This is a genomic window from Ornithinimicrobium flavum (genome assembly GCF_004526345.1).
GTDB lineage: Bacteria > Actinomycetota > Actinomycetes > Actinomycetales > Dermatophilaceae > Ornithinicoccus > Ornithinicoccus flavus.
In genome coordinates this window covers 1,309,778-1,334,306 of record NZ_CP038213.1, presented here as the reverse complement: position 1 = coordinate 1,334,306, position 24,529 = coordinate 1,309,778, and the positions used below count along the sequence as shown (strand labels likewise).

General features: G+C 72.6%; 22 protein-coding genes and 3 pseudogenes. 8 read left to right on the top strand and 17 right to left on the bottom strand.

Going from position 1 to position 24,529, the window contains the following annotated elements; genetic code table 11:
- Nucleotides 1-22: 22 nt before the first annotated feature.
- Entirely contained in the window at nucleotides 23-2,023 is a 2,001-nt protein-coding gene (gene pknB, locus E3Z34_RS06225) for a Stk1 family PASTA domain-containing Ser/Thr kinase (protein WP_134772909.1), read from the top strand.
- Nucleotides 2,024-2,027: 4 nt separating this feature from the next.
- On the opposite strand, the gene E3Z34_RS06220 is transcribed toward pknB, so the two are convergent.
- The 4 genes and pseudogenes from E3Z34_RS06220 to E3Z34_RS06205 form a co-directional block, all read right to left on the bottom strand.
- On the bottom strand, nucleotides 2,028-2,621 hold the full coding sequence (locus E3Z34_RS06220) for a molybdopterin-dependent oxidoreductase (RefSeq protein ID WP_134772908.1): 594 nt from the start codon (nucleotides 2,619-2,621) through the stop codon (nucleotides 2,028-2,030).
- Between the two features lie 2 nt (nucleotides 2,622-2,623).
- A complete protein-coding gene (locus E3Z34_RS06215; protein WP_238695381.1) occupies nucleotides 2,624-3,676 on the bottom strand; it encodes a threonine aldolase family protein in 1,053 nt (350 codons plus the stop codon).
- A 1-nt stretch (nucleotide 3,677) separates the two neighbouring features.
- Nucleotides 3,678-5,056, bottom strand: a pseudogene (locus tag E3Z34_RS06210) (class II 3-deoxy-7-phosphoheptulonate synthase).
- Nucleotides 5,004-5,990 carry a lysophospholipid acyltransferase family protein gene (locus tag E3Z34_RS06205; protein ID WP_134772907.1) on the bottom strand — a complete coding sequence of 329 codons (987 nt, stop codon included), beginning with the start codon at nucleotides 5,988-5,990 and terminating at the stop codon, nucleotides 5,004-5,006. The pseudogene E3Z34_RS06210 and the gene E3Z34_RS06205 overlap by 53 nt, the downstream one beginning before the upstream one ends.
- A 139-nt stretch (nucleotides 5,991-6,129) precedes the next feature.
- On the opposite strand from E3Z34_RS06205, the gene E3Z34_RS06200 reads away from it, so the two are divergent.
- Entirely contained in the window at nucleotides 6,130-6,573 is a 444-nt protein-coding gene (locus E3Z34_RS06200; RefSeq protein WP_134772906.1) for a hypothetical protein, read from the top strand.
- Nucleotides 6,574-6,576: 3 nt separating this feature from the next.
- Here the strand turns inward: E3Z34_RS06200 and E3Z34_RS06195 are convergent, their stop codons facing one another.
- From E3Z34_RS06195 to E3Z34_RS06185, 3 genes are read right to left on the bottom strand one after another with little or no spacing between them, the layout of a single operon-like run.
- On the bottom strand, nucleotides 6,577-7,266 hold the full coding sequence (locus tag E3Z34_RS06195; protein WP_134772905.1) for an endonuclease/exonuclease/phosphatase family protein: 690 nt from the start codon (nucleotides 7,264-7,266) through the stop codon (nucleotides 6,577-6,579).
- A gap of 5 nt (nucleotides 7,267-7,271) precedes the next feature.
- The gene (locus E3Z34_RS06190; RefSeq protein ID WP_134772904.1) at nucleotides 7,272-8,252 is read right to left on the bottom strand and encodes an ROK family glucokinase; all 981 of its coding nucleotides are present in this window, start codon (nucleotides 8,250-8,252) and stop codon (nucleotides 7,272-7,274) included.
- The gene (locus E3Z34_RS06185) at nucleotides 8,249-9,211 is read right to left on the bottom strand and encodes an ROK family glucokinase (protein WP_134772903.1); all 963 of its coding nucleotides are present in this window, start codon (nucleotides 9,209-9,211) and stop codon (nucleotides 8,249-8,251) included. The genes E3Z34_RS06190 and E3Z34_RS06185 overlap by 4 nt, the downstream gene beginning before the upstream one ends.
- Nucleotides 9,212-9,320: 109 nt before the next feature.
- Here E3Z34_RS06185 and E3Z34_RS06180 point away from each other — a divergent pair, with 109 nt between their 5' ends.
- Entirely contained in the window at nucleotides 9,321-11,120 is a 1,800-nt protein-coding gene (locus E3Z34_RS06180; RefSeq protein WP_134772902.1) for an AMP-dependent synthetase/ligase, read from the top strand.
- Nucleotides 11,121-11,123: 3 nt separating this feature from the next.
- Here the strand turns inward: E3Z34_RS06180 and E3Z34_RS06175 are convergent, their stop codons facing one another.
- Nucleotides 11,124-11,474 (bottom strand): hypothetical protein, encoded by a 351-nt coding sequence (locus E3Z34_RS06175; protein ID WP_134772901.1) that lies wholly within the window; start codon nucleotides 11,472-11,474, stop codon nucleotides 11,124-11,126.
- 162 nt (nucleotides 11,475-11,636) lie between these two features.
- Here E3Z34_RS06175 and E3Z34_RS06170 point away from each other — a divergent pair, with 162 nt between their 5' ends.
- Both E3Z34_RS06170 and E3Z34_RS19690 read left to right on the top strand, forming a co-directional pair.
- Nucleotides 11,637-13,154 carry a DEDD exonuclease domain-containing protein gene (locus E3Z34_RS06170; protein ID WP_338043785.1) on the top strand — a complete coding sequence of 506 codons (1,518 nt, stop codon included), beginning with the start codon at nucleotides 11,637-11,639 and terminating at the stop codon, nucleotides 13,152-13,154.
- Nucleotides 13,148-13,390: a hypothetical protein gene (locus E3Z34_RS19690; protein WP_338043784.1), complete on the top strand. Its 243-nt coding sequence runs from the start codon at nucleotides 13,148-13,150 to the stop codon at nucleotides 13,388-13,390. The genes E3Z34_RS06170 and E3Z34_RS19690 overlap by 7 nt, the downstream gene beginning before the upstream one ends.
- 45 nt (nucleotides 13,391-13,435) lie before the next feature.
- Here E3Z34_RS19690 and E3Z34_RS06165 read toward each other — a convergent pair whose 3' ends face one another.
- From E3Z34_RS06165 to ctaE, 6 genes and pseudogenes are all read right to left on the bottom strand, one after another.
- Nucleotides 13,436-13,720: an Lrp/AsnC ligand binding domain-containing protein gene (locus E3Z34_RS06165; protein WP_134772900.1), complete on the bottom strand. Its 285-nt coding sequence runs from the start codon at nucleotides 13,718-13,720 to the stop codon at nucleotides 13,436-13,438.
- Nucleotides 13,721-13,819: 99 nt separating this feature from the next.
- Complete coding sequence (locus E3Z34_RS06160; protein ID WP_134772899.1) at nucleotides 13,820-14,161, bottom strand: metallopeptidase family protein; 342 nt, start codon at nucleotides 14,159-14,161, stop codon at nucleotides 13,820-13,822.
- Nucleotides 14,162-14,249: 88 nt separating this feature from the next.
- Nucleotides 14,250-16,061 carry a cytochrome bc1 complex cytochrome b subunit gene (qcrB, locus tag E3Z34_RS06155; protein WP_134772898.1) on the bottom strand — a complete coding sequence of 604 codons (1,812 nt, stop codon included), beginning with the start codon at nucleotides 16,059-16,061 and terminating at the stop codon, nucleotides 14,250-14,252.
- Nucleotides 16,058-17,158, bottom strand: a complete 1,101-nt coding sequence (gene qcrA / locus E3Z34_RS06150; protein WP_134772897.1) for a cytochrome bc1 complex Rieske iron-sulfur subunit — start codon at nucleotides 17,156-17,158, stop codon at nucleotides 16,058-16,060. Before qcrA ends, qcrB begins: the two co-directional genes overlap by 4 nt.
- 1 nt (nucleotide 17,159) lies before the next feature.
- Nucleotides 17,160-17,959, bottom strand: a pseudogene (gene qcrC / locus E3Z34_RS06145) (cytochrome bc1 complex diheme cytochrome c subunit).
- Nucleotides 17,960-18,017: 58 nt separating this feature from the next.
- Nucleotides 18,018-18,653, bottom strand: coding sequence for an aa3-type cytochrome oxidase subunit III (ctaE, locus tag E3Z34_RS06140; protein WP_170213045.1), 636 nt, complete (start codon nucleotides 18,651-18,653; stop codon nucleotides 18,018-18,020).
- A 128-nt stretch (nucleotides 18,654-18,781) separates the two neighbouring features.
- On the opposite strand from ctaE, the gene E3Z34_RS06135 reads away from it, so the two are divergent.
- The 3 genes and pseudogenes from E3Z34_RS06135 (at nucleotide 18,782) to E3Z34_RS06125 (ending at nucleotide 21,302) form a co-directional block, all read left to right on the top strand.
- Nucleotides 18,782-19,192 (top strand): response regulator transcription factor, encoded by a 411-nt coding sequence (locus E3Z34_RS06135; protein WP_134772896.1) that lies wholly within the window; start codon nucleotides 18,782-18,784, stop codon nucleotides 19,190-19,192.
- Nucleotides 19,189-20,283: an anthranilate phosphoribosyltransferase gene (gene trpD, locus E3Z34_RS06130; RefSeq protein ID WP_134772895.1), complete on the top strand. Its 1,095-nt coding sequence runs from the start codon at nucleotides 19,189-19,191 to the stop codon at nucleotides 20,281-20,283. Before E3Z34_RS06135 ends, trpD begins: the two co-directional genes overlap by 4 nt.
- 46 nt (nucleotides 20,284-20,329) lie before the next feature.
- Nucleotides 20,330-21,302 (top strand): annotated as a pseudogene (locus E3Z34_RS06125) (quinone oxidoreductase family protein).
- A gap of 90 nt (nucleotides 21,303-21,392) precedes the next feature.
- On the opposite strand, the gene E3Z34_RS06120 reads toward E3Z34_RS06125, so the two are convergent.
- The 3 genes from E3Z34_RS06120 to ctaC are packed head-to-tail and all read right to left on the bottom strand — an operon-like array spanning nucleotide 21,393 to nucleotide 24,489.
- Entirely contained in the window at nucleotides 21,393-21,794 is a 402-nt protein-coding gene (locus tag E3Z34_RS06120; RefSeq protein ID WP_134772894.1) for a cytochrome c oxidase subunit 4, read from the bottom strand.
- 3 nt (nucleotides 21,795-21,797) lie between these two features.
- The gene (ctaD, locus tag E3Z34_RS06115; RefSeq protein WP_134772893.1) at nucleotides 21,798-23,579 is read right to left on the bottom strand and encodes an aa3-type cytochrome oxidase subunit I; all 1,782 of its coding nucleotides are present in this window, start codon (nucleotides 23,577-23,579) and stop codon (nucleotides 21,798-21,800) included.
- Between the two features lie 10 nt (nucleotides 23,580-23,589).
- Nucleotides 23,590-24,489: an aa3-type cytochrome oxidase subunit II gene (ctaC, locus tag E3Z34_RS06110; protein ID WP_238695380.1), complete on the bottom strand. Its 900-nt coding sequence runs from the start codon at nucleotides 24,487-24,489 to the stop codon at nucleotides 23,590-23,592.
- Nucleotides 24,490-24,529: the final 40 nt, after the last annotated feature.

Sequence of the window (24,529 nt, the reverse complement as noted above, 5' to 3'; positions counted from 1 at the left end):
TCCCGGTTCGTAGACTCGGTGCGTGAGCGCCCCGACCCCCACCGTGCTCGACCGCGTCCTCGACGGTCGCTACCGGGTCGAGGCCGAGATCGCCCGGGGCGGCATGGCCACGGTCTACCGCGCGCGGGACCTGCGGCTGGACCGACCCGTCGCCCTCAAGGTGATGCGGGCCGACCTCGCCCACGACGACGCCTTCGTGCGGCGCTTCGTCCAGGAGGCACGGGCCGCGGCCCGGTTGTCCCACCCTCACATCGTCAACGTCTTCGACCAGGGTGAGGACGGCGACGCGGTCTTCCTCGCGATGGAGCTCGTGGACGGCCCCACGCTCCGGGACGTCATCGACCACCGCGCCCCCGCCTCCCCCCGCCAGGCCCTCTCGCTCCTCGTCCCTGTGGCCGAGGCCCTTGCCGAGGCCCACCGTCGCGGGCTCGTGCACCGCGACGTCAAGCCCGAGAACGTCCTGCTCGCCGACGGGCACCAGAGCGGCGTCAAGGTCGCCGACTTCGGCCTGGCGCGGGCGATCACGGCCGCCGGCCAGCAGGCCACCTCGGAGATGCTGTGGGGCACGGCCGCCTACCTGGCGCCCGAGCAGGTCGAGGACGGCAGTGCCGACGCGCGGACGGACGTGTATGCCGTGGGCCTGCTGCTCTTCGAGCTCCTCACCGGCCGCAAGGCCTTCCCCGGCGGCGACCCGCTCCGGGTCGCCTACGACCACGTGCACAGCGGTGCCCCCGACGTGCGCGACGTGGCCCCGACGGTCCCGGACCCGGTCGCCGAGCTCGTCCGTCGGGCCACCGCCACCGACCCCGGTGACCGCCACCCCGACGCCGGTGCGCTCCTGCAGGAGCTGCGAACCCTGCTGCGCACGTTGGACGACGAGGACCTGGACGTCGTCGCCCCGACCGCCCCCGACCACCACCGACCCACCGGCGGGCCCGGGGGCAGACCGGCGGGTGACCTCACCCAGCTCATGGGCTCGCGGTCCGGGTCCTCGACGCGCCACATCCCCGTGGCACGCCCCGGCGGGGACGGCCACTACGCCCGCACGACCGGCAACCGCCGTCCGCCCGCACCCTCGCGCGAGGAGGTGCGACCGCCCCGGGCGGCCCGGCGCCCCCCTCGCCGCCGGCGCAGCGCTGCGGGCAGCTGGGTCCTGGGGCTCCTGCTCCTCGGCGTGCTCGCCGGCGGCGGCTACGCCTTCTGGTACCTCACCGAGGGACCCGCGGTCCACTCCCCCATGCCCGTGGTCGTCGGCCTGACCGAGACCGACGCCCGCCAGGCGCTGGACGGGGAGGACCTGGACCCGGTCGTTGAACCGGCCTACTCGGAGGAGGTGCCGGCTGGCGTGGTCGTCTCCGCGGACCGTGAGCCCGGTCTGTCCCTGCCGCACGGCACCGACGTCCGCCTGGTCGTCTCGCAGGGCCCGGAGCGGTATGACGTGCCCCCGGTCGCCGGGCTGACCCTCGACTCGGCATCCGCCGCGCTCGAGGCGGCCAACCTCGTGCTGGGCGAGCAGGTGCGCGAGCACGACGAGGTGGAGCCGGAGGGGCGGGTCCTGCGGTCCTCCCCCGAGCCCGGGTCGTCCGTGCCTCCCCGCACCCCGGTCGACGTGGTGGTGAGCGCCGGCCCCGCACCGGTGGACGTGCCCGACGTCACCGGGCGCACCCAGCAGGAGGCGACGGAGGCACTCGTCGGCGTCGGTCTCACCGTGACCGTCGCCACCGAGCGGGTGCACGACGGGTCCGTGCCCGACGGGTCCGTCGTGAGCCAGTCGCCGACCTCGGGCGCCGTCCCGCGCGGCACCTCGGTGACCCTCGTGCTCTCGAAGGGCCCGGAGCTGGTGGTCGTCCCCCAGGTGGTGGGGCGGCAGTTCTCCGCGGCCGAGCGGGAGCTCACCGAGCTGGGTCTGGTGGTCGTCCGTGAGGACGTCCGCGGAGGCTTCTTCGGCACCGTGCGCGAGCAGTCCGTCGAGCCGGGCGAGGAGGTCCCGCGGGGGACCGAGGTCGTGCTGGCGGTCGTCTGAGCGCTCAGCCCTGGTGGGCCCACCGCTCCTCGCGGTCCACGCGCGCCCGGGGGTGGTAGCCCCGTGACTCCCACCACCCCTGCTGCTCCTGGTGGTGGTAGGTCATCTCGACGACCCACTTGGGGCCCTTGAAACCGTAGAGGTGCGGCAGCACCACCCGGGCGGGCCACCCGTGCTCCGGCGTCAGCGGCTCCCCGTCCACGTGGGTGGCCAGCAGGGCGTCGGGGTGCAGCACGTCCTCCAGGTGCACGCTGGCCGCATACCCGCGCACCGCGGCGAGGAGCACGTGCTGCGCCCCGTCCTCGGGTGGCATCAGCTCCACGACCCGGCGCAGCGGCACGCCGCCCCAGCGGAGCCCGACCACGGAGGTGCGGGCGACGCAGTGCATGCCCCCGTCGACCTCCACCCGCGGCAGGCGGTCGAGCGCCTCGAGGTCCAGGACCATGTGGCCGCCGTCCCGGGTGGCGCCCCCGACGCTGAAGGTCCAGCGCTCGGGGTCGATGCGCGGCACCCGTCCGTAGTGCGAGGGCTGCCAGGAGCCCACCACCCGCTGCCCCGGGGGCAGCGGGTGCCCCCCGGGCGCGTCCGCGTCGTCCACGCTCAGGCGCCCGGCCCCCGCGCGAGCAGGTCGAGCAGGACCGCCCCGGCGTGCTCGGTCATCTCGTCGTCGACGTCGAGGTGCCAGACGAACCGGGCGTGCCGGGCGTCCGTCGGGTAGCCGAGCACCCCCCGCTCCCCCGCGGCGGCCACGAGGTCTGCGGCGACCCAGCCGGCTGCGGAGACGTCGAGGACGAGGATGTTGGTCTCGACGTGCTCGGGGTCGACCACCGCGGGGTATGCCGTGCCCACCGCCTGTGCCACCCGCCGGGTGCGCGCGTGGTCCTCGGCGAGCCGGTCGACGTGGTGCTCGAGCGCGTGCAGCCCGGCGGCGGCGAGGAGGCCGACCTGCCGCATACCCCCGCCCATGCGCTTGCGCAGCACCCTCGCCTCCCGGACCCGCTCGGCCGAGGCCGCCAGGAGGGAGCCGACCGGGGCGCCCAGCCCCTTGGACAGGCAGACCGAGACGGTGTCGGCGCAGGCACCGTAGTCGGCGAGCGCCACGCCACTGGCCACGGAGGCGTTCCACAGCCGTGCCCCGTCGAGGTGCACCCCGACACCGGCCCGGGACGTCTCCTCCCGCAGCCGGCGCAGGTCGGCGATGGGCTGGACGGTGCCCCCGCCGAAGTTGTGGGTGTTCTCGACGACGACGCAGGCGGTGCTCACCTGGTAGAGCCCCCCGTCGGGGACCATCATCGCCAGGGCGGCCCCCACGTCGAGCCGGCCGCGGGGGGCCACCCAGCTGCGGGTGGTGATGCCGGAGTAGGCGGCCGCCGCGCCGAGCTCGGCCCGCAGCACGTGCGCGAGCGAGTCGGTGATGACCTCCTGGCCCGGTCCGGCGTGGAGCCGGAGCCCGACCTGGTTGGCCATCGACCCGGTCGGCATGAACAGCGCCGCCTCGTGGCCGAGCAGGTCGGCGACCCGTCGCTCCAGCTCCTGGACGGTGGGGTCCTCGGCGTAGACGTCGTCGCCCACCGCGGCGTCGACGATCGCGGCCCGCATCGCCGGCGTGGGCCGGGTGAGGGTGTCCGAGCGGAGGTCGGCGAGGACGGTCACCTCAGCGGACGCCCCGCTCCAGCATCTCGGCGACGACGAACGCCAGCTCCAGGCTCTGCTGGTGGTTGAGCCGGGGGTCGCACAGGGTCTCGTAGCGCAGGCCCAGGTCGGCCAGGTCGACCCCGGTCGAGGTGCCGCCGACGCACTCGGTCACGTCGTTGCCGGTGAGCTCGACGTGGATCCCGCCGGGGTGGGTGCCGACCTCCGAGTGCGCGGCGAAGAAGCCCCGCACCTCCTCCACCACGTCCTCGAAGCGGCGGGTCTTGTGACCGCTCGGGGAGGTGAAGGTGTTGCCGTGCATCGGGTCGCAGATCCAGCTGACGTGCCGGGCCTCCTCCCCAGCGAGGTGAGCAGCGCCGGCAGCCGGTCGCGGATCTGCTCCGCGCCCATCCGGGTGATGAAGCTGAGCCGGCCCGGGGTGCGCTCGGGGTCGATCCGGTCCATCAGCGCCAGGACGGTGTCCCGGTCGGCGCCCGGGCCGAGCTTGACCGCCACCGGGTTCTGGATCCGGGACACGAAGTCGATGTGCGCACCGTCGAGCTCGCGGGTGCGCTCCCCCACCCAGACCAGGTGCGCGGAGGTGTCGTAGAGCAGGCCGGTGCGGTGGTCGCGGCGCACCATGGGGCGCTCGTAGTCCAGGACGAGGGCCTCGTGGGCGGAGTAGAACTCCACCCTGCGCATCTCCTCGGCGTCGGCGACCCCGGAGGCCTCCAGGAAGCGCACCGCGCGATCGATCTGGGTGGCCATCTGCTCGTAGCGCGCCTGCGCCGGCCCCTGCAGGAAGCCCTTGTTCCAGGCGTGGACGCTGCGCAGGTCCGCGAACCCGCCGCTGGTGAAGCCGCGCACCAGGTTGAGCGTGGCCGAGCTGGCGTGGTAGCTGCGCAGCAGACGGTTGGGGTCGTGGCGCCGGGACTCCGGGGTGAACTCGAAGCCGTTGACCATGTCCCCCCGGTAGGCCGGCAGGGTCACGCCGTCCCGGGTCTCCTCGTCCTGGCTGCGGGGCTTGGCGAACTGCCCGGCCATCCGCCCGACCTTCACCACCGGCATACCGGCGCCGTAGGTGAGGACGACGGCCATCTGCAGGATGGTCTTGATCCGGTCGCGGATGTTGGGTCCGGTGACGTCGGCGAGGGTCTCGGCGCAGTCCCCGCCCTGGAGGGTGAAGGCGTCGCCGGCGGCCACCGCGGCCATCCGGTCGCGCAGCTGGTCGCACTCGCCGGCGAAGACCAGCGGCGGGAAGGTCGAGAGCACCGCGAGCGTGCGCTCCAGCGCGGCGGGGTCGCCCCAGGTGGGCTGCTGCTTGGCCGGCAGGTCGGGCCACTGGATGTCATGGCCACCGGTGGTGACCAGACCGAAGGTGTCGGTGCTCACCCTGTCCATGGTAGGAGACGCGCCGGGCCGCTCCTGACGCGGCGTCAGTCGGACGACCTCTGGGGCGTCGGGGGCGGCGTCCCGTCGGGGTGTCGGCGGGGGTGTCGGCGGGGGTCCCGTCGGGGGTCTCGGCGGCCCCGTCCTCGGGGTGCCGGCGGGCCCGCCGCTCGGCCAGACCCTCCCGCGCGTCGGCCAGACCCTCCCGGGCCCGGTCCCGGGCGTGGGTCAGCCCGGCCCGGGCCTGCTCGAGACCGGCGCGGGCCCGGCTCGCCTGGCGCTCCTTGATGGTGGCGGCGTACTCGTCGACGTACTCCTGCCCGGAGAGGCGCTGCAGCTCGCGGAGGACCTCGTCGGTGATCTCGCGCAGCACCTGGTGGTCGTCCAGCTTGCCCGCGTGCTCGGGGTGGTGGATGGGCCGGCCGATCCGCACCCCGACCTTGACCAGGTTGGGGATCTTCTGGCCGGTCGGCTGGGCCTTGTCGGTGTCGATCATGGCGCAGGGGATGATCGGGACGTCTGCGGCGAGGGCCAGGCGGGCGACGCCGGTCTTGCCCCGGTAGAGGCGGCCGTCGGGGCTGCGGGTGCCCTCGGGGTAGATCCCGAACAGCTCACCGCGCCGCAGCACCGCCAGGCCCTGGTCCAGCGCCGCCATCGAGGCCTTGCCGCCGGAGCGGTCGATGGGGATCTGCCCGGTCGCGGTCATGAACGTCCTGGTGAGCCAGCCCTTGACGCCCTTGCCGGTGAAGTACTCCATCTTGGCAGGGAAGGTGATGCGCCGGTCCACCACGAGCGGCAGGAAGATGGAGTCGGAGAAGGACAGGTGGTTGCTGGCCAGGATCGCCGCGCCGTGCTCGGGGATGTGGTGCTTGCCCTCGACCCAGGGACGGAAGACCAGGCGCACCGGGGGGCCGACGACGAGGTGCTTGAGGATCCAGTAGATCAACGTGGTGTCCCTTCGACCGGAGGCCCGGGCGGGCATCCTCCGGGGTAGGACTCTACCCCCGGTCCGGTCCCGGGGCCCTGCCCTCGCGACGTGCGAGACTGGGTGCTGTGAGCAGGCAGCCGGTCGCGAGCGTGGCCTCATGAGCACGCCGCGCCACCCCGAGGACGGCGCCGGCGACCCCGACGTCGACCGCGCGTTCCGGGAGATCGTCGCCGGCCTGCGCGGACCCGCCCAGCCCCGTCCTCAGCCCTACGTCAACCCCCCGCTGTCCTCCCACCACGGCGCGGGGACACCGGAGGGTATGGCGACCGACCACCGCTCCTACGAGCCTCCGGAGGAGGACGACCACTTCGTCCCGCCGGAGCCGCCGCCGCTGCCTGCGGGCGACCTGCACTTCTGGGGGATCGTGGTCGGCCTGGTGCTGGGGCCGCTCCTCGTCGTGCTCTCGGCCGGGGTGCCGGTGCTGGGGCCGGCCTGGACGGTGGTCGGCGTGCTGCTCGCCCTGGCCGGCTTCGTCCTCCTCGTGCTGCGGCAGCCGCCCCGCCGCGGCCCGGACGACGGGAGCCACGGCGCCCGCGTCTGAGGCTCAGAGCTGCAGGTCGACCCAGACCGGCAGGTGGTCGCTGGCCCGGGAGAGCCCCATTCCCTCCAGCAGTGCCGGGTCCCCCGGTGTGACCCCGGCGTGCCCGCGGCCGAAGAGGGCGTCGATGCGGGAGCGGGGGTGGGCGGCCGGGAAGGTGGGGCGGTCGTCGCTCACCTCGGTCAGGTGCCCCGCCAGGGCGCCCCAGGCCGTGCCGTCGCTCCCCTCGTTGAGGTCACCGCCGACCACGAGCGGCAGCGACGGGGTGTCCGCCTCGATCTCGGCCAGCACCGCCCTGACGTGCTCGACCCGCTGCCTGGCGTCGAGGGACAGGTGCACGGACGCGACGGCGAGCGCCGGCCCGCCGGTGCGGCGGACCGTGGCCACCGTGTAGCTGCGGGGGTTCTCCCGCAGACCGGTCCGCAGCCGTCGGTCCTGCGCGTCGCTCGCGGTCACCGCCAGGCTGGTCAGCAGCGTGGTCCCGCTGAGCACGCGGGTGCGCCCGGACCAGAGCATCCCGCTCTCGCGGGCGAACCTCGTCATGGCGTAGCTGGACAGCGGGTGGCGCGGGGCCTCCTGCACCAGCAGGACGTCGGGGGTGATCCGTCGGACCACGCGGGCCGCGAGCGAGGCGTCGTCCTTGAGTCCGCGCAGGTTGTAGCTGGCGATGCGCAGGGGCGCGAAGGGGTCCGGCATACCCCCTATCCTCCCCCACCGCCCGCGGTGCCCCGCGCCAGGTCCGCGGCGCCGACGAGACCGGCCCGCGCACCCAGCCGGGCCGCCACCACGTCGGGGACCGACCGGTGGGCGCCGCCCACGAGCCGCCGGGACAGAGCGGTCCGGGCCGGCCGCAGCAGGAGCTCCCCGGCCTCGCTCAGGCCGCCCCCCACCACCACCCTCCCCGGGTCGAGGGCGGCCACGACGCCCGCGAGGCCCTCACCCAGACGCTCACCCACCTCGGCCAGGACGGCGACCGAGGCCGGGTCGCCGGCCCGGGCGGCCCGGGTGACGTGCTCCCCGGTCAGCCGGGCCGGGTCGCCGCCGCAGAGCTCGTCGAGCGCCCGCGCCGGCGCCCCGCCGGCGCGGACCAGCTCCTGCCCGGCCCGTCCGACGACCGAGCCGGAGACGTACTGCTCCCAGCACCCGTCGTGGCCGCACTCGCAGGGGCGCCCCCCGGGGACCATCTGCTGGTGGCCGAACTCCCCGGCCAGCCCGCGACGCCCGCGCTGCAGCCGCCCGTGGGTGATGACGGCGCCCCCGATCCCGGTGCCCAGCGTGACCACCGCCAGGTGCGTCTCCCCCTGCCCGGCGCCGAACCGGTGCTCGGCCCACCCTGCGGCGTTCGCGTCGTTGTCGACGAGGACCGGGACGTCCAGCCGCTCCGCGAGCCGGTCCCGCAGGGGGTGGTCGCGCCACGGCAGGTGGGGGGCGAAGACCACGACACCCCGCTCGGCGTCGACGAAGCCGGCCGCCCCGATGCCGACCGCCGCCACCGGGCCCTCAGCGCGGCCCAGGAGCTCCACGACGACCCCCACGACGGCGTCCTCGAGCACCTCGGGCGTCGACGTCCGGGCCGGGGTGTCCCGCACGGTCTCGACCAGGACGGCACCCCGGTCGTCGACCAGGCCCGCCTTGAGACGGGTGCCGCCGACGTCGACGCCGATCGCGAACGGCCCGCTCACGTGCGGCGGGCGGCCAGGTCGGCGACCCCGACCATGCCGGCGTCGTTGCCGAGCGCGGCGGGGACGATCGGCGGTGGGGTGCGGTAGCCACGGCCGGTGAGGTTGCGGGCGAAGGCGGCCCGGGCCGGCTCGAGCACGAGATCGCCCGCGGCGCTGACCCCGCCGCCGACGACCAGCAGCCCCGGGTCGAGCACCGCCGCCAGGCTGGCCAGGCCCTCCCCCGTCCAGCGGCCCACGTCCTCCAGCAGCTCCAGGGCCGCCGGGTCGCCGTCCCGGGCGACCTGCGTCACCATCTCGCCGTCCAGCTGCTCGGGGTCCCCGCCGCACCGGTCCGAGAGCGCGCCCGCGTGGGGGCTGCCCTGCGCGACCAGCTCCCGGGCCTCGCGCACCAGGGCGCTGCCGGAGGCGTAGACCTCCCAGCAGCCGCGGTTGCCGCAGCCGCAGCGGTGGCCGTCCGGCACGACCCGCAGGTGCCCCACCTCGGCGCCCATGCCGTGCGCCCCCCGCAGCAGCTCCCCGGCGACGACGATGCCTCCGCCGACGCCGGTGCCCAGGGTCACCATGGTCACGTCGTCGGCCGTCCGTGCCGCGCCGAAGCGGAACTCCCCCCACGCCGCGGCGTTGGCGTCGTTCTCGAGCACCACGGGCAGCCCGGTCGCGGCCTCGACGCGCGCCTTCAGGGGCTCGTCCCGCCAGGCGAGGTTGGGCGCGAAGACGACCGTCTCACCCCGGCGGTCGATGAAGCCGGCGCAGGCCACCCCCACGGCCCCGACCTGGCCGCCCTCGCCGCGGCACACCTCGGTCAGCTCGGCGACGGTCTCGGCGACCGCGGCGACGATGAGGTCCGGGTCCTGTGCCGGGGTGTCGCGCCGGGCGCGGTGCAGGATCTCCCCGGTGGCCGAGACGGCGCTCGCGGCGATCTTCGTGCCCCCGATGTCCACGCCGACGCTGATGCTCACGCGCCCAGCCTAACCGCGGTGGGTATGGTGGTGGCGCCCGTGAGCCCGCACCCCGGCCCGTCCCCCGCGCCCGCCGGCCCGGTCTCCCCCCGCTCCCCCTGGAGGTCCCGTGACCGAGGTGTCCGTCCCGCCGCTCGCCCCCGTCACCACGGAGGGCAACCTCGCGGACTACCCGGCCCGCTGGGCCCGGGACGAGCCGGACCGGGTGCTGGTCAGCGTGCGGTCGGGCAGCACGTGGACCGACGTCTCGGCCGCCGAGCTCGCGCGACGGGTCGACGGGCTGGCCAAGGGCCTCATCGCGGCCGGCATCGAGGTCGGGGACCGGGTGGCGCTGATGAGCCGCACGCGTGTGGAGTGGACGGTCACGGACCTGGCGCTGTGGGCCGTCGGGGCCGTCCCCGTGCCGGTCTACGAGACCAGCTCGGCCAGCCAGGTGCGGTGGATCTGCGCCGACTCCGGGGCAGTTGCGGTCATCGTCGAGGACGCCGCCATGATGGCGATGCTCGCGGGGCTCCGGGGGGAGCTGCCCGGCGTGCGCGACGTCTGGCAGATCGACGCCGGCACGCTGGAGGAGCTCGCAGTCGCCGGTGCCGAGGTGTCGGACGAGACCCTGCAGGAGCGCCGGCGCGGCGTCACCCGCGACGACGTGGCGACGCTGATCTACACCTCGGGAACGACCGGGGAGCCCAAGGGCTGCGAGCTGACCCACGACAACTTCATGGCGCTGGCCGAGAACGCCGCCGAGCGGCTGCCGGAGGTCATCCGCGCGGACGGCGCGGCCACCCTGCTCTTCCTGCCGCTGGCCCACGTCTTCGCGCGCTTCATCCAGGTGGTGTGCCTGCAGTCCGGGGCCAGGATGGGGCACACGCCGGACCCCAGCACCGTCCTGGAGGACCTGGCCGGCTTCCGCCCGACCTTCCTGCTCTCGGTGCCCCGGGTCTTCGAGAAGATCTACAACTCGGCGGAGCAGAAGGCCGCCTCCGGGGGCAGGGGCCGGGTCTTCCGCTGGGCCGCGGGGGTGGCCGACCGCTACAGCCGGGCGCTGGACTCCGGGCGCCCCGGGCTGGCGCTGCGCACCCAGCACGCGCTCGCCGACCGGTTGGTCTTCTCCCGGCTGCGCGCGCTGATGGGCGGTCGGGTGAGCTACGCCATCTCCGGCGGGGCGGCGCTGGGTGAGCGGCTCGGCCACTTCTACCGCGGGATCGGGCTGGTGGTCCTGGAGGGGTACGGCCTGACCGAGACCACCGCCCCGGCGACCGTCAACACCCCGGACATGATCCGGATCGGCACGGTCGGGCGCCCCCTGCCGGGGGTGTCCGTGCGCATCACCGACGACGGCGAGATCTGGCTCAAGGGGGTGGGGGTGTTCCGGGGCTACCACGACAACCCGGCCGCGACCGAGGCGGCGATGCGCGACGGGTGGTTCGCGACCGGCGACCTGGGGACGCTGGACGCCGACGGGTTCCTGACGATCACCGGCCGCACCAAGGAGATCATCGTCACGGCGGGAGGCAAGAACGTCTCCCCCGGCCCGCTGGAGGACCGGCTGCGCGCCCATCCCCTCATCTCCCAGTGCATGGTCGTCGGCGACGGCCGGCCATTCGTCGCCGCGCTCGTCACGCTGGACGCCGAGATGCTGCCCACGTGGGCGCAGAGCCGTGGCCTGGGCGACCTCACCCTCGAGCAGGCCGCCCACCACGCGACGGTGCGGGCCGCGCTGCAGGAGGCCGTCGACGAGGCGAACGCCGCGGTCAGCCGGGCCGAGTCGATCCGCACCTTCCGCGTCCTCACCGACGACTTCACCACCGACAACGGGCTGCTGACCCCCTCGATGAAGCTCAAGCGCAGCCGGATCGCCGAGGGGCTCGCCGACGAGATCGAGGCGATCTACTCCCGGCCCCGGCCCTGAGGGTCAGCCCGCGGCGCTGCGCACCCGGGTCGTCACCCGTGCGCGGACCCCGGCGGCCTCCGCGGGGTCCACGAGGCCGGCCCGGACGAACGCGCTGACGGCCGCCAGCTCGTCGGTGTCCAGGGGCGCCGTCGGCAGGTCGGGCAGCCCGGGCGCGGGCTCCGCCTGGGCCTCGTGCTCGGCGTGGGGGTGAAGCTCCGCGTGGGGGTGGCGCTCCGGTCCCTCCCCCCGGCCGTCGTCCCTGAGCGTGGGGGGCTGCAGCCAGGTGCGTCCGAGCACCGGCACGAAGCAGTCACCGCACATCCGTCCGCGGGCCGGGCAGGTCTGGCAGTCGATCGTGAACGTCGTGGTCATCGGTCCACCTCCTTGTCCTGCCCGACGCTAGAGGGGGGCACCGACAGACCCGGCTGAGACCGGTGGGGGGAACTCCGTCACACCCGTCACAGGAGTCACGCAGCAGTGGCCGGTCGGCCTGTCGTCGGAGGTCTGTCGGCGGCCGCGTCTACGTTCGTCGGTATGCAGATGGTGCAGGCGACGTTCGAGGATCTCGGGACCTCCCTGTCCGAGGTCACCTTCGTCGTCGTCGACCTCGAGACCACCGGCGGGTCACCGGCCGGCTCCCAGATCACGGAGATCGGCGCGGTGAAGGTGCGGGGCGGCCAGGTCCTCGGTGAGCTGCAGACGCTCGTGCGCCCCAGCACCCCGATCCCGCCCTTCATCACGGTGCTGACCGGCATCACCAACACGATGGTCGCCGACGCGCCGCGGATCGGCTCGGTGCTGCCGCAGTTCCTGGAGTTCTCCGCCGGTGCGGTGCTGGTGGCCCACAACGCGGGTTTCGACATCTCCTTCCTCAAGGCCGCCGCCCTCGAGACCGGTCACCCGTGGCCCGGTCACCCGGTGATCGACACCGTGCGGCTGGCCCGGGCGCTCGTGCACAAGGACGAGGCGCCCAACCACAAGCTGTCCAGCCTGGCCCGGCTGTTCGGCGCGACCACCACCCCGGACCACCGCGCCCTGCACGACGCCCGGGCCACGGTCGACGTCCTGCACGGCCTGATCGAGCGCGTGGGCAACCTCGGCGTCCACACGCTGGAGGAGCTGCAGTCCTACAGCTCGCGGGTCAGCCCGGCCCAGCGGCGCAAGCGCTTCCTCGCCGAGGCGATGCCCTCGGCCCCCGGTGTCTACGTCTTCCGCGACCGTCGGGGCGAGCCGCTCTACGTCGGCACCGCGAGCGACCTGCGCCGGCGCACGCTCACCTACTTCACGGCCTCGGAGACCCGGCGCCGGATGGCCGAGATGGTCGGGCTGGCCGAGTCCCTGACCCCCATCGTGTGCCAGACGCGCCTGGAGGCCCAGGTCCGCGAGCTCCGGCTGATCGCCGAGCACAAGCCGCGCTACAACCGACGCTCCCGCCACCCCGAGAAGGCCGTCTGGGTCAAGCTCACGACGGAGGCCTTCCCCCGGTTGTCGGTCGTGCGCGTGGTCAAGGACGACGACGCCCACTACGCCGGGCCGTTCGCCTCCCGCCGCACGGCGGAGGCCGCCGTCACGGCCCTGCAGGAGGTGCTGCCCCTGCGGCAGTGCACCGCGCGGTTGTCGCCGACCCGGCCGAGCGACTCGGCGTGCATGCTCTTCGACCTGGGCCGCTGCGGCGGGCCGTGCGTGGGGGCACAGACGGCGGAGGACTACGCCCAGGTCGCCGGGCGGGCGGCGGCCGCGCTCGGCGGCAGCTCCCGCGAGGTCGTCTCCGCCCTGCTGGAGCGGCTGGACACCCTTGCGGCGCAGGAGCGCTTCGAGGAGGCCGGCACGCTGCGGGACCGGATGATGGCGCTCGTGCGGGCGTCGGCCCGGGCGCAGCGGCTGCGCCCCGTGACCGCCACGCCGGAGATCGTCGCGGCCCGCCGCCGGGAGGGGGGCGGGTGGGAGCTCGTCTGCGTCCGTCACGGCAGGCTCGCGGGCGCCTCCGTGAGCCCGCGGGGGCCGACCCCCTGCCCTACGTCGCCGCGCTGCGGGAGACGGCCGAGGTGGTGATCCCCGAGCCCGGTCGCACCGCCCTGCCCGAGGAGACCGAGCTGATCCTGGGCTGGCTGGAGTCGGAGGGGACGCGGCTGGTGACCCTCCATGGTGAGTGGACCTGCCCCGTGGACGGTGCCGGCGGCAGCCGGGCCGCGCTGGAGCCGCAGGCCCGGACGTGGGGCGAGGTGGAGTGGGTCGACCGTGCTCCCGCCCGCCCGCTGGACCGCCCGGTCGGAGCCGTGCCCGTCTGAGCGGCACGGTCGCCGGCCTGGCCCAGGCCTGGCGGCGCCCCGGCCTCAGGCGTCGTCGAGACCGAGGGCGAAGCCGGCGTCCAGGTCGTCGGCGGAGTAGGTGCGGAAGGCGATGTGGGTGTTGGTCTCCAGCACCCCCTGCACCTTGTTCAGACGGTCGGCGATGACGTCGGCGAAGTCCTCGTGCCGGGACACCCTCGCGACCGCGATGAGGTCGACGTCACCGGTGACGGAGTAGACCTCGGTGATGCCGTCGATGCCGGCGATCTCGCGGGCGGCCTCCGGGATGTGGGCCACTTCGGCCTTGATGAGGACAATGGCGGAAATCACCTGCTCACTGTAGCGGGAGGCCGCGGCCTCCGGTCTCAGCCCCGGGTCTCAGCCCCGTCCCCCCGGCCCCGTCCCCCGGTCCCAGCCCCGTCCGCTCCCTCAGCCCCAGCCCAGCTCGTGCAGGCGGTCGTCGTCGATGCCGAAGTGGTGGGCGATCTCGTGGACCACCGTGACGGCGATCTCGTCGAGCAGCTCCTCGCGGTCGCCGCACAGGCGCAGCAGCGGACCGCGGAAGATCGTGATCCGGTCGGGGACGGAGCCTCCCCAGGACAGGTCGCGCTCGGTCAGGGGGACCCCGTCGTAGACCCCGAGCAGCTCGGGGTCGTCCGGGGGCGGCTCGTCCTCGACGAGGAAGACCACGTTGTCGAGCTGGTCCATCAGCGCCTCCGGCACGAGGTCCAGCGCGTCGCCGACCGCCTCCTCGAACTCCTCCCGGGACATCTCCAGGGGCTCGTGGACACCGCCACAGTCCGGGCACGGCGACGCCGCCCCGTCCACGCAGGGATCGGGGCGGCGTGCCTCGTCGGGCTCAGTGATGATGACGCGGGGCCTGCACGGCTGCGCCGTGCTCGTCCTCGAAGTCGTCGTCACCGGCGGAGTCCTTGACCGGGATGCCGAGCTGCGGGCTGTGGGCGCTGTCGAGCGCCTCGTGCTCCCCGTGGTGGGCAGAGGCAGCCAGCTCCGCCGGGGTCACCGGCGTGACGGCGTCCTTGTAGAAGAAGCTCGACAGGGAGTTCCGGACCCCGGACAGTGCCCCCTGCTTGCGGGCGACGCCGTGCTCGTCCACACCCGGACCCTGGGTGAGGGCCAGCGGCTGCGGGGTGTCGTGCTGCACGAGCGTCCAGCGCTCGTAGGGGTCCAGGGGCTCGTGCACCTCGAAGAACTTGCCCTCGGGGGTGCGGACGATGTTGCCGGACTCGTTGCCGTGCAGGACCCGCTCGCGGTCGTGCCGCTGCAGCGACATGCACAGCCGCTTGACCACGTAGAAGACGATGACCGGCAGGACGAAGAACGAGATCCGGAAGATGATCGTCAGGTCGTTGATCGACATCCCCAGCTTGATGGCCAGGATGTCGTTGATGCAGGCCAGCGCGAGCACGAGGTACATCGAGATGCCGGCGGCACCGATGGCGGTGCGGACCGGGGCGTTCCGCGGACGCTGCAGCAGGTGGTGCTCGCGCTTGTCACCGGTGATCCAGGCCTCGAAGAAGGGATAGGCGCCCAGGATCAGCCAGACCAGCGGCAGCAGCAGCAGCGAGCCGAGGAAGATGTTCATGCTCCAGACGGTGCCGAACAGCTCGAACTCCAGCCAGCCGGGCAGCAAGCGCAGCGCCCCGTCGGAGAACCACATGTAGAAGTCCGGCTGCGACCCGGCCGTCACCTGCGTCGGGTCGTAGGGCCCGTAGGCCCACACCGCGTTGATCTGGACCAGCGCGGAGATGAGGGCCGTGATGCCGAAGACGACGAAGAAGAAGCCACCGGCCTTGGCGGCGTAGACCGGCATGATCGGGTAGCCGACGACGTTGTCGTCCGTGCGGCCCGGGCCGGGGTACTGGGTGTGCTTGTGCACGACGACGAGCAGCAGGTGGGCCACGAAGAGCCCGACGATGATCGCGGGCAGCAGCAGCACGTGCGCGATGTAGAGGCGGGGGATGATCGCCTCACCGGGGAACTCGCCGCCGAAGACGAAGAACGTGAGCCAGGTGCCGATGACCGGCGCCGACATCATGAAGCCGTTCATCGCCCGGATGCCGGTGCCCGAGAGCAGGTCGTCCGGCAGGGAGTATCCGGCGAAGCCCTCGATCGCGGCCAGCAGGGAGAGCACGACGCCGATGACCCAGTTGATCTCCCGCGGCTTGCGGAAGGCGCCGGTGAAGAAGACGCGGGCCGCGTGCAGCGCGATGCCGACGATGAAGAACAGCGCCGACCAGTGGTGCAGCTGGCGCATGAGCAGCCCGCCCTTGACCTCGAAGCTGATGTCGAGGGTGGAACGGTAGGCCTCGGACATGCCGATGCCCTTGAGGGGGACGTAGGAGCCTTCGTAGGTCACGTGCCCCATGCTCGGCACGAACCACAGGGTGAGGAAGGTGCCGGTGATGAGGGCGATGACCATGGAGTACATCGCGACCTCGCCGAGCAGGAAGCTCCAGTGGTCGGGGAAGACCTTCTTGAGGATGAAGCGCAGACCCTTGGCGGCGCCCGTGCGCTCGTCAGCCCACACCAACGCCCTGGGGAACTGGGCGTCGGGCGAGGCCTGGTTGGTCTGGTCGAAGGGTCGGTCCTGGGTGACGGTCGTGTCGCTGCGCAGGTGGCCGGCGCCCTGGGGCACGTGGGTGGTCATGACTCGTTACCTCCACCGAGGAGCCCGGGACGGTTGCGTTCCCAGAAGCTGGGACCGACGGGCTCCCGGAACTCGTCCGCGGCCACGAGGTAACCTTCGTCGTCCACGGTGATCGGCAGCTGGGGCAGGGGGCGCTTCGCCGGACCGAAGATGACCTTGCAGTCGTCGGTCATGTCGAAGGTGGACTGGTGGCACGGGCAGAGCAGGTGGTGCGTCTGCTGCTCGTAGAGCGCCACCGGGCAGCCGACGTGGGTGCAGACCTTGGAGTAGGCGACGATGCCGTCATACCCCCAGTCGCGCTGCTTCTGGCTCTTGATGAGGGAGGGGTCGAGCTTGACCAGGATGACCTGGTCCTTGCCCTTGGAGATCATCGCCTCCTCGGCACCGAGCTCCTCGAAGGCCTCATACCCGACGAAGCCGTCCGGCATGACGTGGAAGACCGAGCCCTGGGTGACGTCCGCGGCGCGGATCGGCGTCCCGGACGGGTCGATCATGAGCCGCATCCCCGATTCCCAGTTGGTGTGGTAGAGCTCCTGGCGCGGACGCGGCCCCAGCCCGGCGACCACCGGCAGCACCAGCGGGAGGGCGAAGAGCCCGAGCGCTCCCCCGGCAGACCCGAGGATCGCGGTGCGGCGGTTCAGCTGCGAGCTGCGCCAGCCGTGCGAGAGGGTCTGGCCGACCGCGACCCGGTCGTCCTCCTCGGAGGCCTGCGGGTGACGCTCCTCGACGACCTCCTGGTCGGGCATGAGGGTCTTGGCCCAGTGGATCGTGCCCAGACCGATGCCCAGCAGCGAGATGCCCATCGTCACACCCAGGGCCAGGTGGAAGAGGTTCATCTCCCCGATGCCCAGGAGGTAGCCCTTGAGGTCGGGGTCGATGGCGTAGTAGGCGACCACGAAGGCGATCGAGGCCAGCGCCGAGAGCGAGAAGAGGATGACCACCTGGAGGCTGGCGCGGTCGGCCGCCTTCGGGTCGACGTCGGCACGCCGCGGCACGTGCGGCGGCAGGCCGGGGTTCTCGAACCGCTCGGTGCTCAGCGCGCCTGCCCTCTGCCCGGCCTCGGTCGGCACGGGCCGGTCGTCGTGGGTGTCCGCCATGTCAGGCCGCCTTCCGTCCGAGCCAGATGGCCGCGCCGATGAAGGCGGCGATGCCGATCGTCCAGGCGAAGAGGGCGTCGCCGGCGGGGCCCAGGCTGCCCAGGGTGTGACCGCCGTGGTCGTTGCCGCCCTCCTCGATGTACTTGAGGAACGCGATGACGTCCCGCTTCTCCTCCGGGGTGATGTTCTCGTCGTTGAAGACCGGCATCGACTGCGGGCCGGTGACCATGGCCTCGTAGATGTGGACGGCCTCGACGTTCATCAGGGTGGGGCGTACTTGCCGCGGGTCAGCGCGCCGCCGGTGCCGGAGGAGTTGTGGCACATGGCGCAGTTCGTGCGGTAGATGGCACCGCCGTTGGCCGGGTCACCCTGGGCGTAGTCGAGCCACTCCTCGTCCGGCACGTCCGGGCCGGGGCCGAGGGAGTCCACCCAGGCCGCCATCTGGGTGATCTGCTCCTGGCTGAACTGCACCTGCGAGGCGTTGCGCCGGGCCTGCACCGTGGGTGCGGGCAGGGGCATCCGACCGGTCGCGACCTGGAAGTCCACCGAGGCCGCGCCGACACCGTGCAGGGACGGGCCGTCCGGGGTGCCCTCGGCGTTGGTGCCGTGGCAGGTGGCGCAGTTGGCGAGGAAGAGCTGCTCGCCCGCCTCGATGTCGTCGGCGGAGACCGTGGTGCTCGAGGTCCCGAGCGTGGCGGAGGGCTGCAGCGCCGCGTAGGCGGTGCCGGTGAAGCCCAGCCCGAGCAGGAGCAGCACCAGCAGCGCCATGGGGCTGCGGCGGCGGGCGGCGAGGGAGTTCACTCGTCGGTCCTTCCGAGGGTGGGGACGTGGGGACGGGGCGGTGGGTCCGGCCATGAGGTCACCGGATGAGGTAGATCACGGCGAACAGCGCGATCCACACGACGTCGACGAAGTGCCAGTAGTAGGAGGTGACGACCGCTCCCGTGGCCTGGGCGTGCGTGTAACGCTTGGCGGTGAAGCTGCGGCCGATGATGAGCAGGAAGGCCAGCAGACCCCCGGTGACGTGCAGCCCGTGGAAACCGGTCGTGATGTAGAACACCGACCCGTACGGGTCGGCGGTCGGGGTGACCCCCTCCATGGTGAGCGTGGCGTACTCCCAGACCTGGCCGGCGATGAAGGTGGCGCCGAAGAGGAAGGTCAGGGTGTACCACTCGCGCATCCCCCACTTGCCCACCTCCAGCAGGCGGCCGGTGCGGTGCGGGATCCCCTTCTCCGCCGCCCACACGCCGAACTGGCACCAGAGGGAGGAGATGACCAGGATCATCGTGTTGATGCTGGCGAAGGTGAGGTCGAGGTACTCGGTGCGCTCGGCCCACAGGTCCGGGGACACCGAGCGGATCGTGAAGTACATGGCGAAGAGCCCGGCGAAGAACATGATCTCGCTGCCCAGCCAGACCATGGTGCCCACGGCCGTCATGTTGGGCCGCGTCGCAGGCCCGGTCGCGGTGAGGTGGAACCGCTCCGCGTCGGTCATCGTTGCTGCAGGTGTCGTCGCCACCCGCACATTATGGCCCACGACCGGGCCCGGTGCGCCACCCCCTTGTCCCGCGTGGCGTGCCCCCGTGGTCCCCCCCGTCGGGAAAGGCTCGGTACGATCCCATCATGACGACTCCTGCAGTCCCCTCGCAGTCGACCCGTGAGGTCTCGGTGCTCCTCTACGCGAACGACCGCGGGGTCCGCGACGCCGTGCGGATCGCCGTCGGCGACGAGCCCGCCGAGGACGTGCGGATCACCCGGTGGCAGGAGTGCGCGACGCCCGCCGCCACCCTGCTGGAGGTGCAGTCCGGTGGTTACGACGTCCTCGTCCTGGACGGGGAGTCCCAGCCCTACGGCGGGATGGGCGTGGCCCGCCAGCTCAAGAGCGAGATCTTCGACTGCCCCCCGATCCTGGTGCTGACCGGCCGCCCCGGTGACGGCTGGCTGGCCACCTGGTCGCTGGCCGACGCCGTCCTGGCCCGGCCGCTCGACGAGGAGCGCCTGCGCGCCGCCGTCGCCGACCTCGCGCGCCGGTGAGCACGGGCAGCACCCCGCCGTCCACCGACGCCCCCTCCCCCACCTGGCCGGACCTGCTCACCTCGCTCCTGCAGGGTGAGGACCTGGGCGTCGAACAGGCCGCCTGGGCCATGGACCGCATCATGTCCGGGGAGGCCTCCCCCGTCCAGCTGGCCTCGTTCCTCACGGCGTTGCGGGCCAAGGGCGAGACCGTGCCGGAGATGACCGGGCTCGCGAGCACGATGCTGCAGCACGCGCACCGCTTCACCGTCGACGGCCCCACCATCGACATCGTCGGCACCGGTGGGGACCGGGCGATGACCGTCAACATCTCCTCCATGTCGGCGATCGTCATGGCGGCGGCAGGCGCCCGGGTCGTCAAGCACGGCAACCGCGCCAGCTCGAGCCGGTCCGGGTCCGCCGACATGATCGAGGCCCTCGGCGTGCGCCTGGACCTGTCCCCCGAGCGGGTCGCCGAGGTGCTGCACGAGACGGGCATCACCTTCTGCTTCGCCCAGACCTTCCACCCGGCGATGCGCCACTCCGCCGCCGTGCGCAAGGACCTCGGCGTCGCGACGGCCTTCAACTTCCTCGGCCCGCTGACCAACCCCGCCCAGCCCCGGTATGCCGCGGTGGGCTCGGCGGACGCGCGGATGGCTCCGCTGCTGGCCGGCGTCTTCGCGGCGCGCGGGACCGCCGCCGCCGTCTTCCGCGGGGAGGACGGGCTGGACGAGATCACCCCCGCCACGACCACCCGTCTGTGGTGGGTGGACGGGGTCCCGGGACGCGAGGTCCGGGAGTGGCGGCTCGACCCCGAGCGCCTGGGACTCCCGCTGCACCCGGTCGACGCTCTGCGCGGGGCCGACGCGGAGCACAACGCCCAGGTCACCCGGCAGCTGCTCGCCGGGGAGCGCGGGGCCGTGCGGGACGCGGTCCTGCTCAACGCCGGGACCGCCCTGGCTCTGCTCGACGCCGGCGAGGCAGGCACCCATCCCGCCGACGAGACCGAGCTGCACCAGCTGGTCCGGGCGGGGATGGACCGGGCGGCGGCCGCCATCGACGGCGGCGCGGCCACCGATGTCGTCCGGCGCTGGGCCGCCGCCACGACCTGACGGGGCGACCCGGGTCGCCGCACCCGCCTGCGCTACCGTCGCAGGCATGCGTGCTGTCATCGTGGAAGAGCCAGGAGGGCCGCAGGCCCTCACCGTCGTCGAGCGGGAGACCCCCGAGCCCGGTGAGGGGCAGGTGCGGGTCGACGTGACCGCCGCCGGCGTCAACTTCATCGACGTCTACCAGCGCCGGGGGGACTACCCCCTGCCGCTGCCCTTCGTCGCCGGCAGCGAGGGTGCCGGCACGGTCTCCGCGGTCGGGGCCGGCGTCGAGGGCGTCTCCGTCGGTGACCGGGTCGCCTGGGCGATGACCCCCCAGACCGGGTATGCGGAGCAGGTCGTGATCGCGGCCGACCGGGTGGTGCCGGTGCCGGACGGGGTCGACCTGGAGATCGCCGCGGCGAGCATGCTCCAGGGCATGACGGCCCACTACCTGGTGAACTCCACCTTCCCGGCGGCGGAGGGACAGACGGCCCTGGTCACCGCGGCGGCCGGAGGAGTGGGCCTGCTGCTGTGCCAGATGCTGCGCGACAAGGGCGTCCGGGTGATCGGGACGGTCGGCAGCCAGGACAAGGCCGAGCTGGCCCGCGCGCACGGCGCGAGCGACACCGTCCTCTACCGCGAGGTCGACCTCGAGGCCGAGGCCTCCCGCCTCACCGAGGGCCGGGGTGCACGTCGTCTACGACGGCGTCGGGAAGGACACCTTCGACGCGGGTCTGCAGCTGCTGCGTCCGCGCGGGATGATGGTCCTCTTCGGCGCGGCCAGCGGCGCCGTCCCACCGGTCGACCCGCAGCTGCTCAACCAGCGGGGGTCGCTCTACCTCACCCGCCCGAGCCTGGCGCACTACGCCGCCGACCGGGACGAGCTCGTGTGGCGGGCCGGTGAGGTGCTCGGCGCCATCGCCGAGGGTCGTCTGCAGATCCGGATCGGGGGGCGCTACCCGCTGGCGGACGCCGGACGGGCGCAGAGCGACCTCGAGGGCGGCGGCACGACCGGCAAGCTCATCCTGCTCACCTCCTGACCCGCTGCCCCTCCGGGCTCCCGCGGGCCACGGACACGGCACAGGGCCCGACCTGGTGGTCGGGCCCTGTGCCGTTGCTCGTGGGGGGGCTCAGACGGCCTTGGTCCCGCGGAAGAACTCGAAGGTCCAGCCGATGACGGCCAGCACGACGAAGGGTGCGGCGACGATGACCAGCCACCAGCCCACGGCGATGCCCAGGACGAGGATGCTGGTCGACAGCCCCAGCCAGAGCGGCCACCAGCTGTAGGGCGCGAAGTGGCCGAAGTCGCCGGAGGCGTCGGAGATCTCGCCCTGCAGGTTGTCCTCCGGGCGCGGGTCGGTCTTGCGCCCGGTCAGCCAGAGGTAGGCGGCGATCCACGCCGCGAAGAGCGCCGTGAGGAAGAGCCCGATGATGCCGACCCACTCCGAGAAGTCGGTGAAGTAGGCGTAGATCACCGTCATCAGCAGGAAGAACGGGACCAGGACGAAGAAGACCTTGGTCTCAGCCTTCATGGGTCAGCGCTCCTCTCCGGTGTAGCCACCGGTGTCGGTGCCGGTGCGACCGGCGGGGTCGGTGGTCGGTCCGCCGAGCAGGACCTCGGCGACGCCCTTGTCCGGCTCGGGCGACTCGAGGCTGCCGATCTCCGGGTGGTTCATGTCGAAGGCCGGGCGCTCGGAGCGGATCCGCGGGATGGAGGTGAAGTTGTGGCGCGGGGGCGGGCAGGAGGTAGCCCACTCCAGCGACGTGCCCCAGCCCCACGGGTCGTCCACGGTGACCTTGGGCGTCTTGAAGCTCTTCCACGCGGCGTAGAAGAAGGGAAGCATCGAGACGGCAAGCACGAAGGAGAAGACCGTGGACACCTGGTTCATCCAGGTGAAGCCGTCCTCGGGCATGTAGTCGGCGTAACGACGCGGCATACCCGACACCCCCAGCCAGTGCTGGATGAGGAAGGTCCCGTGGAAACCGATGAAGAGCAGCCAGAAGTGGATCTTGCCCAGCGTCTCGTCGAGCATGTGCCCGGTGAACTTGGGCCACCAGTAGTAGTACCCGGCGAACATCGCGAAGACGACGGTGCCGAAGACCACGTAGTGGAAGTGGGCGACGACGAAGTAGCTGTCGGTGACCTGGAAGTCCAGGGCGGGGCTGGCCAGGATGACACCGGTGAGACCGCCGAAGAGGAAGGTCACCATGAAGCCGACGGCCCACAGCATGGGGGTGTCCATGCTGATCGAGCCCTTCCACATGGTGCCGATCCAGTTGAAGAACTTCACGCCCGTCGGGATCGCGATGAGCATCGTCATGATGGCGAAGAACTCGAGCAGGACCGCACCGGTGGCGTACATGTGGTGGGCCCACACCGCCACGGACAGGGCGGCGATCGCCATCGTCGCGAAGACCAGCGTCTTGTAGCCGAACAGCGGCTTGCGGGAGAAGACCGGGATGACCTCGGAGATGATGCCGAAGAAGGGCAGCGCGATGATGTAGACCTCGGGGTGGCCGAAGAACCAGAAGAGGTGCTGCCACAGCAGGGCGCCGCCGTAGGCCGGGTCGTAGATGTGCCAGCCGAAGAGCCGGTCGACGGCCATGCCGAATAAGGCAGCGGCCAGGACCGGGAAGACGATGAGGACGAGGATCGAGGTCACCAGGACGTTCCAGGTGAAGATCGGCATCCGGAACATCGTCATGCCGGGGGCCCGCATGCACAGGATCGTGGTGATGAAGTTGACCCCGCCGAAGATGGTCGCGAAGCCGGAGATCGCCAGGCCGAGGACCCACAGGTCACCGCCCAGGCCGGGGCTGTGGGTCGGCCCGGCCAGGGGCATGTAGGCGGTCCACCCGAAGGCCGCCGAGCCGCCCGGGGTGAGGAAGCCACCGACGGCGATGAGGCTGCCGAAGGAGAAGAACCAGTAGGCCAGCATGTTCAGCCGCGGGAAGGCGACGTCGGGTGCGCCGATCTGCAGGGGCACCAGCGCGTTGGCGAAGCCGGCGAACAGCGGCGTCGCGAACATCAGCAGCATGATCGTGCCGTGCATGGTGAACATCTGGTTGTAGACGTCCGGGTTGTCCACGACCTGCAGGCCGGGGGTGAACAGCTCGGCGCGAATGACCAGCGCCATGAGGCCACCGACGATGAACCAGAACATCGTGGTGGCGAAGTAGAGGTTGCCGATGACCTTGTGGTCGGTGGTGGTGAGCACCTTGACCGCGTTGCGGACGAAGGAGCTGCGCTCCTCGGGGCGCTCGGTGCCCTCGGGCAGGGTCGAGGGGGTCAGGGAAGGTCCGGTGATCGTCGCCATAGGTCTGTCCTTAGTCCTGGTTGGCCGCGTCGAGGTTGATCTTCTCCGCCTGGTCGACCTGGAGCTCGTACTGGTCGAGCTCGGGACCGAGCAGACCCGTGTTGCCCGAGGCACGCAGGTCCTCGATGAACTGGTCGTAGTCGTCCTGGGACACGACCTGCACCTGGAAGAGCATCTCCGAGTGGTAGGCGCCGCACAGCTCGGCGCACTTGCCCTGGAAGGTGCCCTCCTGCGTGGTGGTCACCTGCAGGATGTTGACCCGGCCGGGGATCATGTCGAGCTTGGTGAGGAACTGCGGGACCCAGAAGGAGTGGATGACGTCGCGCGAGGTGAGCACGAACTCGACCCGGGAGTCGACGGGGAGCACCATCGTCGGCAGCGTCTCCGGCACACCCTCCTCCCCCTCGTTGAGGTCGTGGGCCTGGATGCCCGCGATGTGCACGTCCTCGTTGACGTAGTTGAAGTCCCAGCTCCACTTCTTGCCGGCGACGTTGACGACGACGTCCGGGTCGTCCTGGATCTCGCGAATCTTGTTCTCGAGCTGCACGGTCTGGCCGAACAGGGTCGCGACCATGAAGATCGGGACGACGGTGTAGAGGATCTCCAGCGGCACGTGGTAGCGGAACTGGGTGGGGACCTCGTCGTCGGAGCGGCGCCGGTAGGCGAAGACCGCCCAGAGGATGAGGAACCAGACCAGGATGCCCACACCCCAGGCGGCGATCCACGTGCCGTTCCAGAAGGCCACGATGTCCGGGCCGACCTCGGTGACCGGCTCCGGCATGGGGAGCACGCCGCCCGCCTCACCGAAGGCGCCGCAGCCGCTCAGCAGCAGGGACGCGGCGGCGACCACGGCGGCGGTCCCCCACCGCCTGCGGGCCGGACTGGGCCGGGTCTCCTCAAGGCGTCGCACTATCCACCTCACACTTCTCGCGCTGCCGGGCATGACTGGG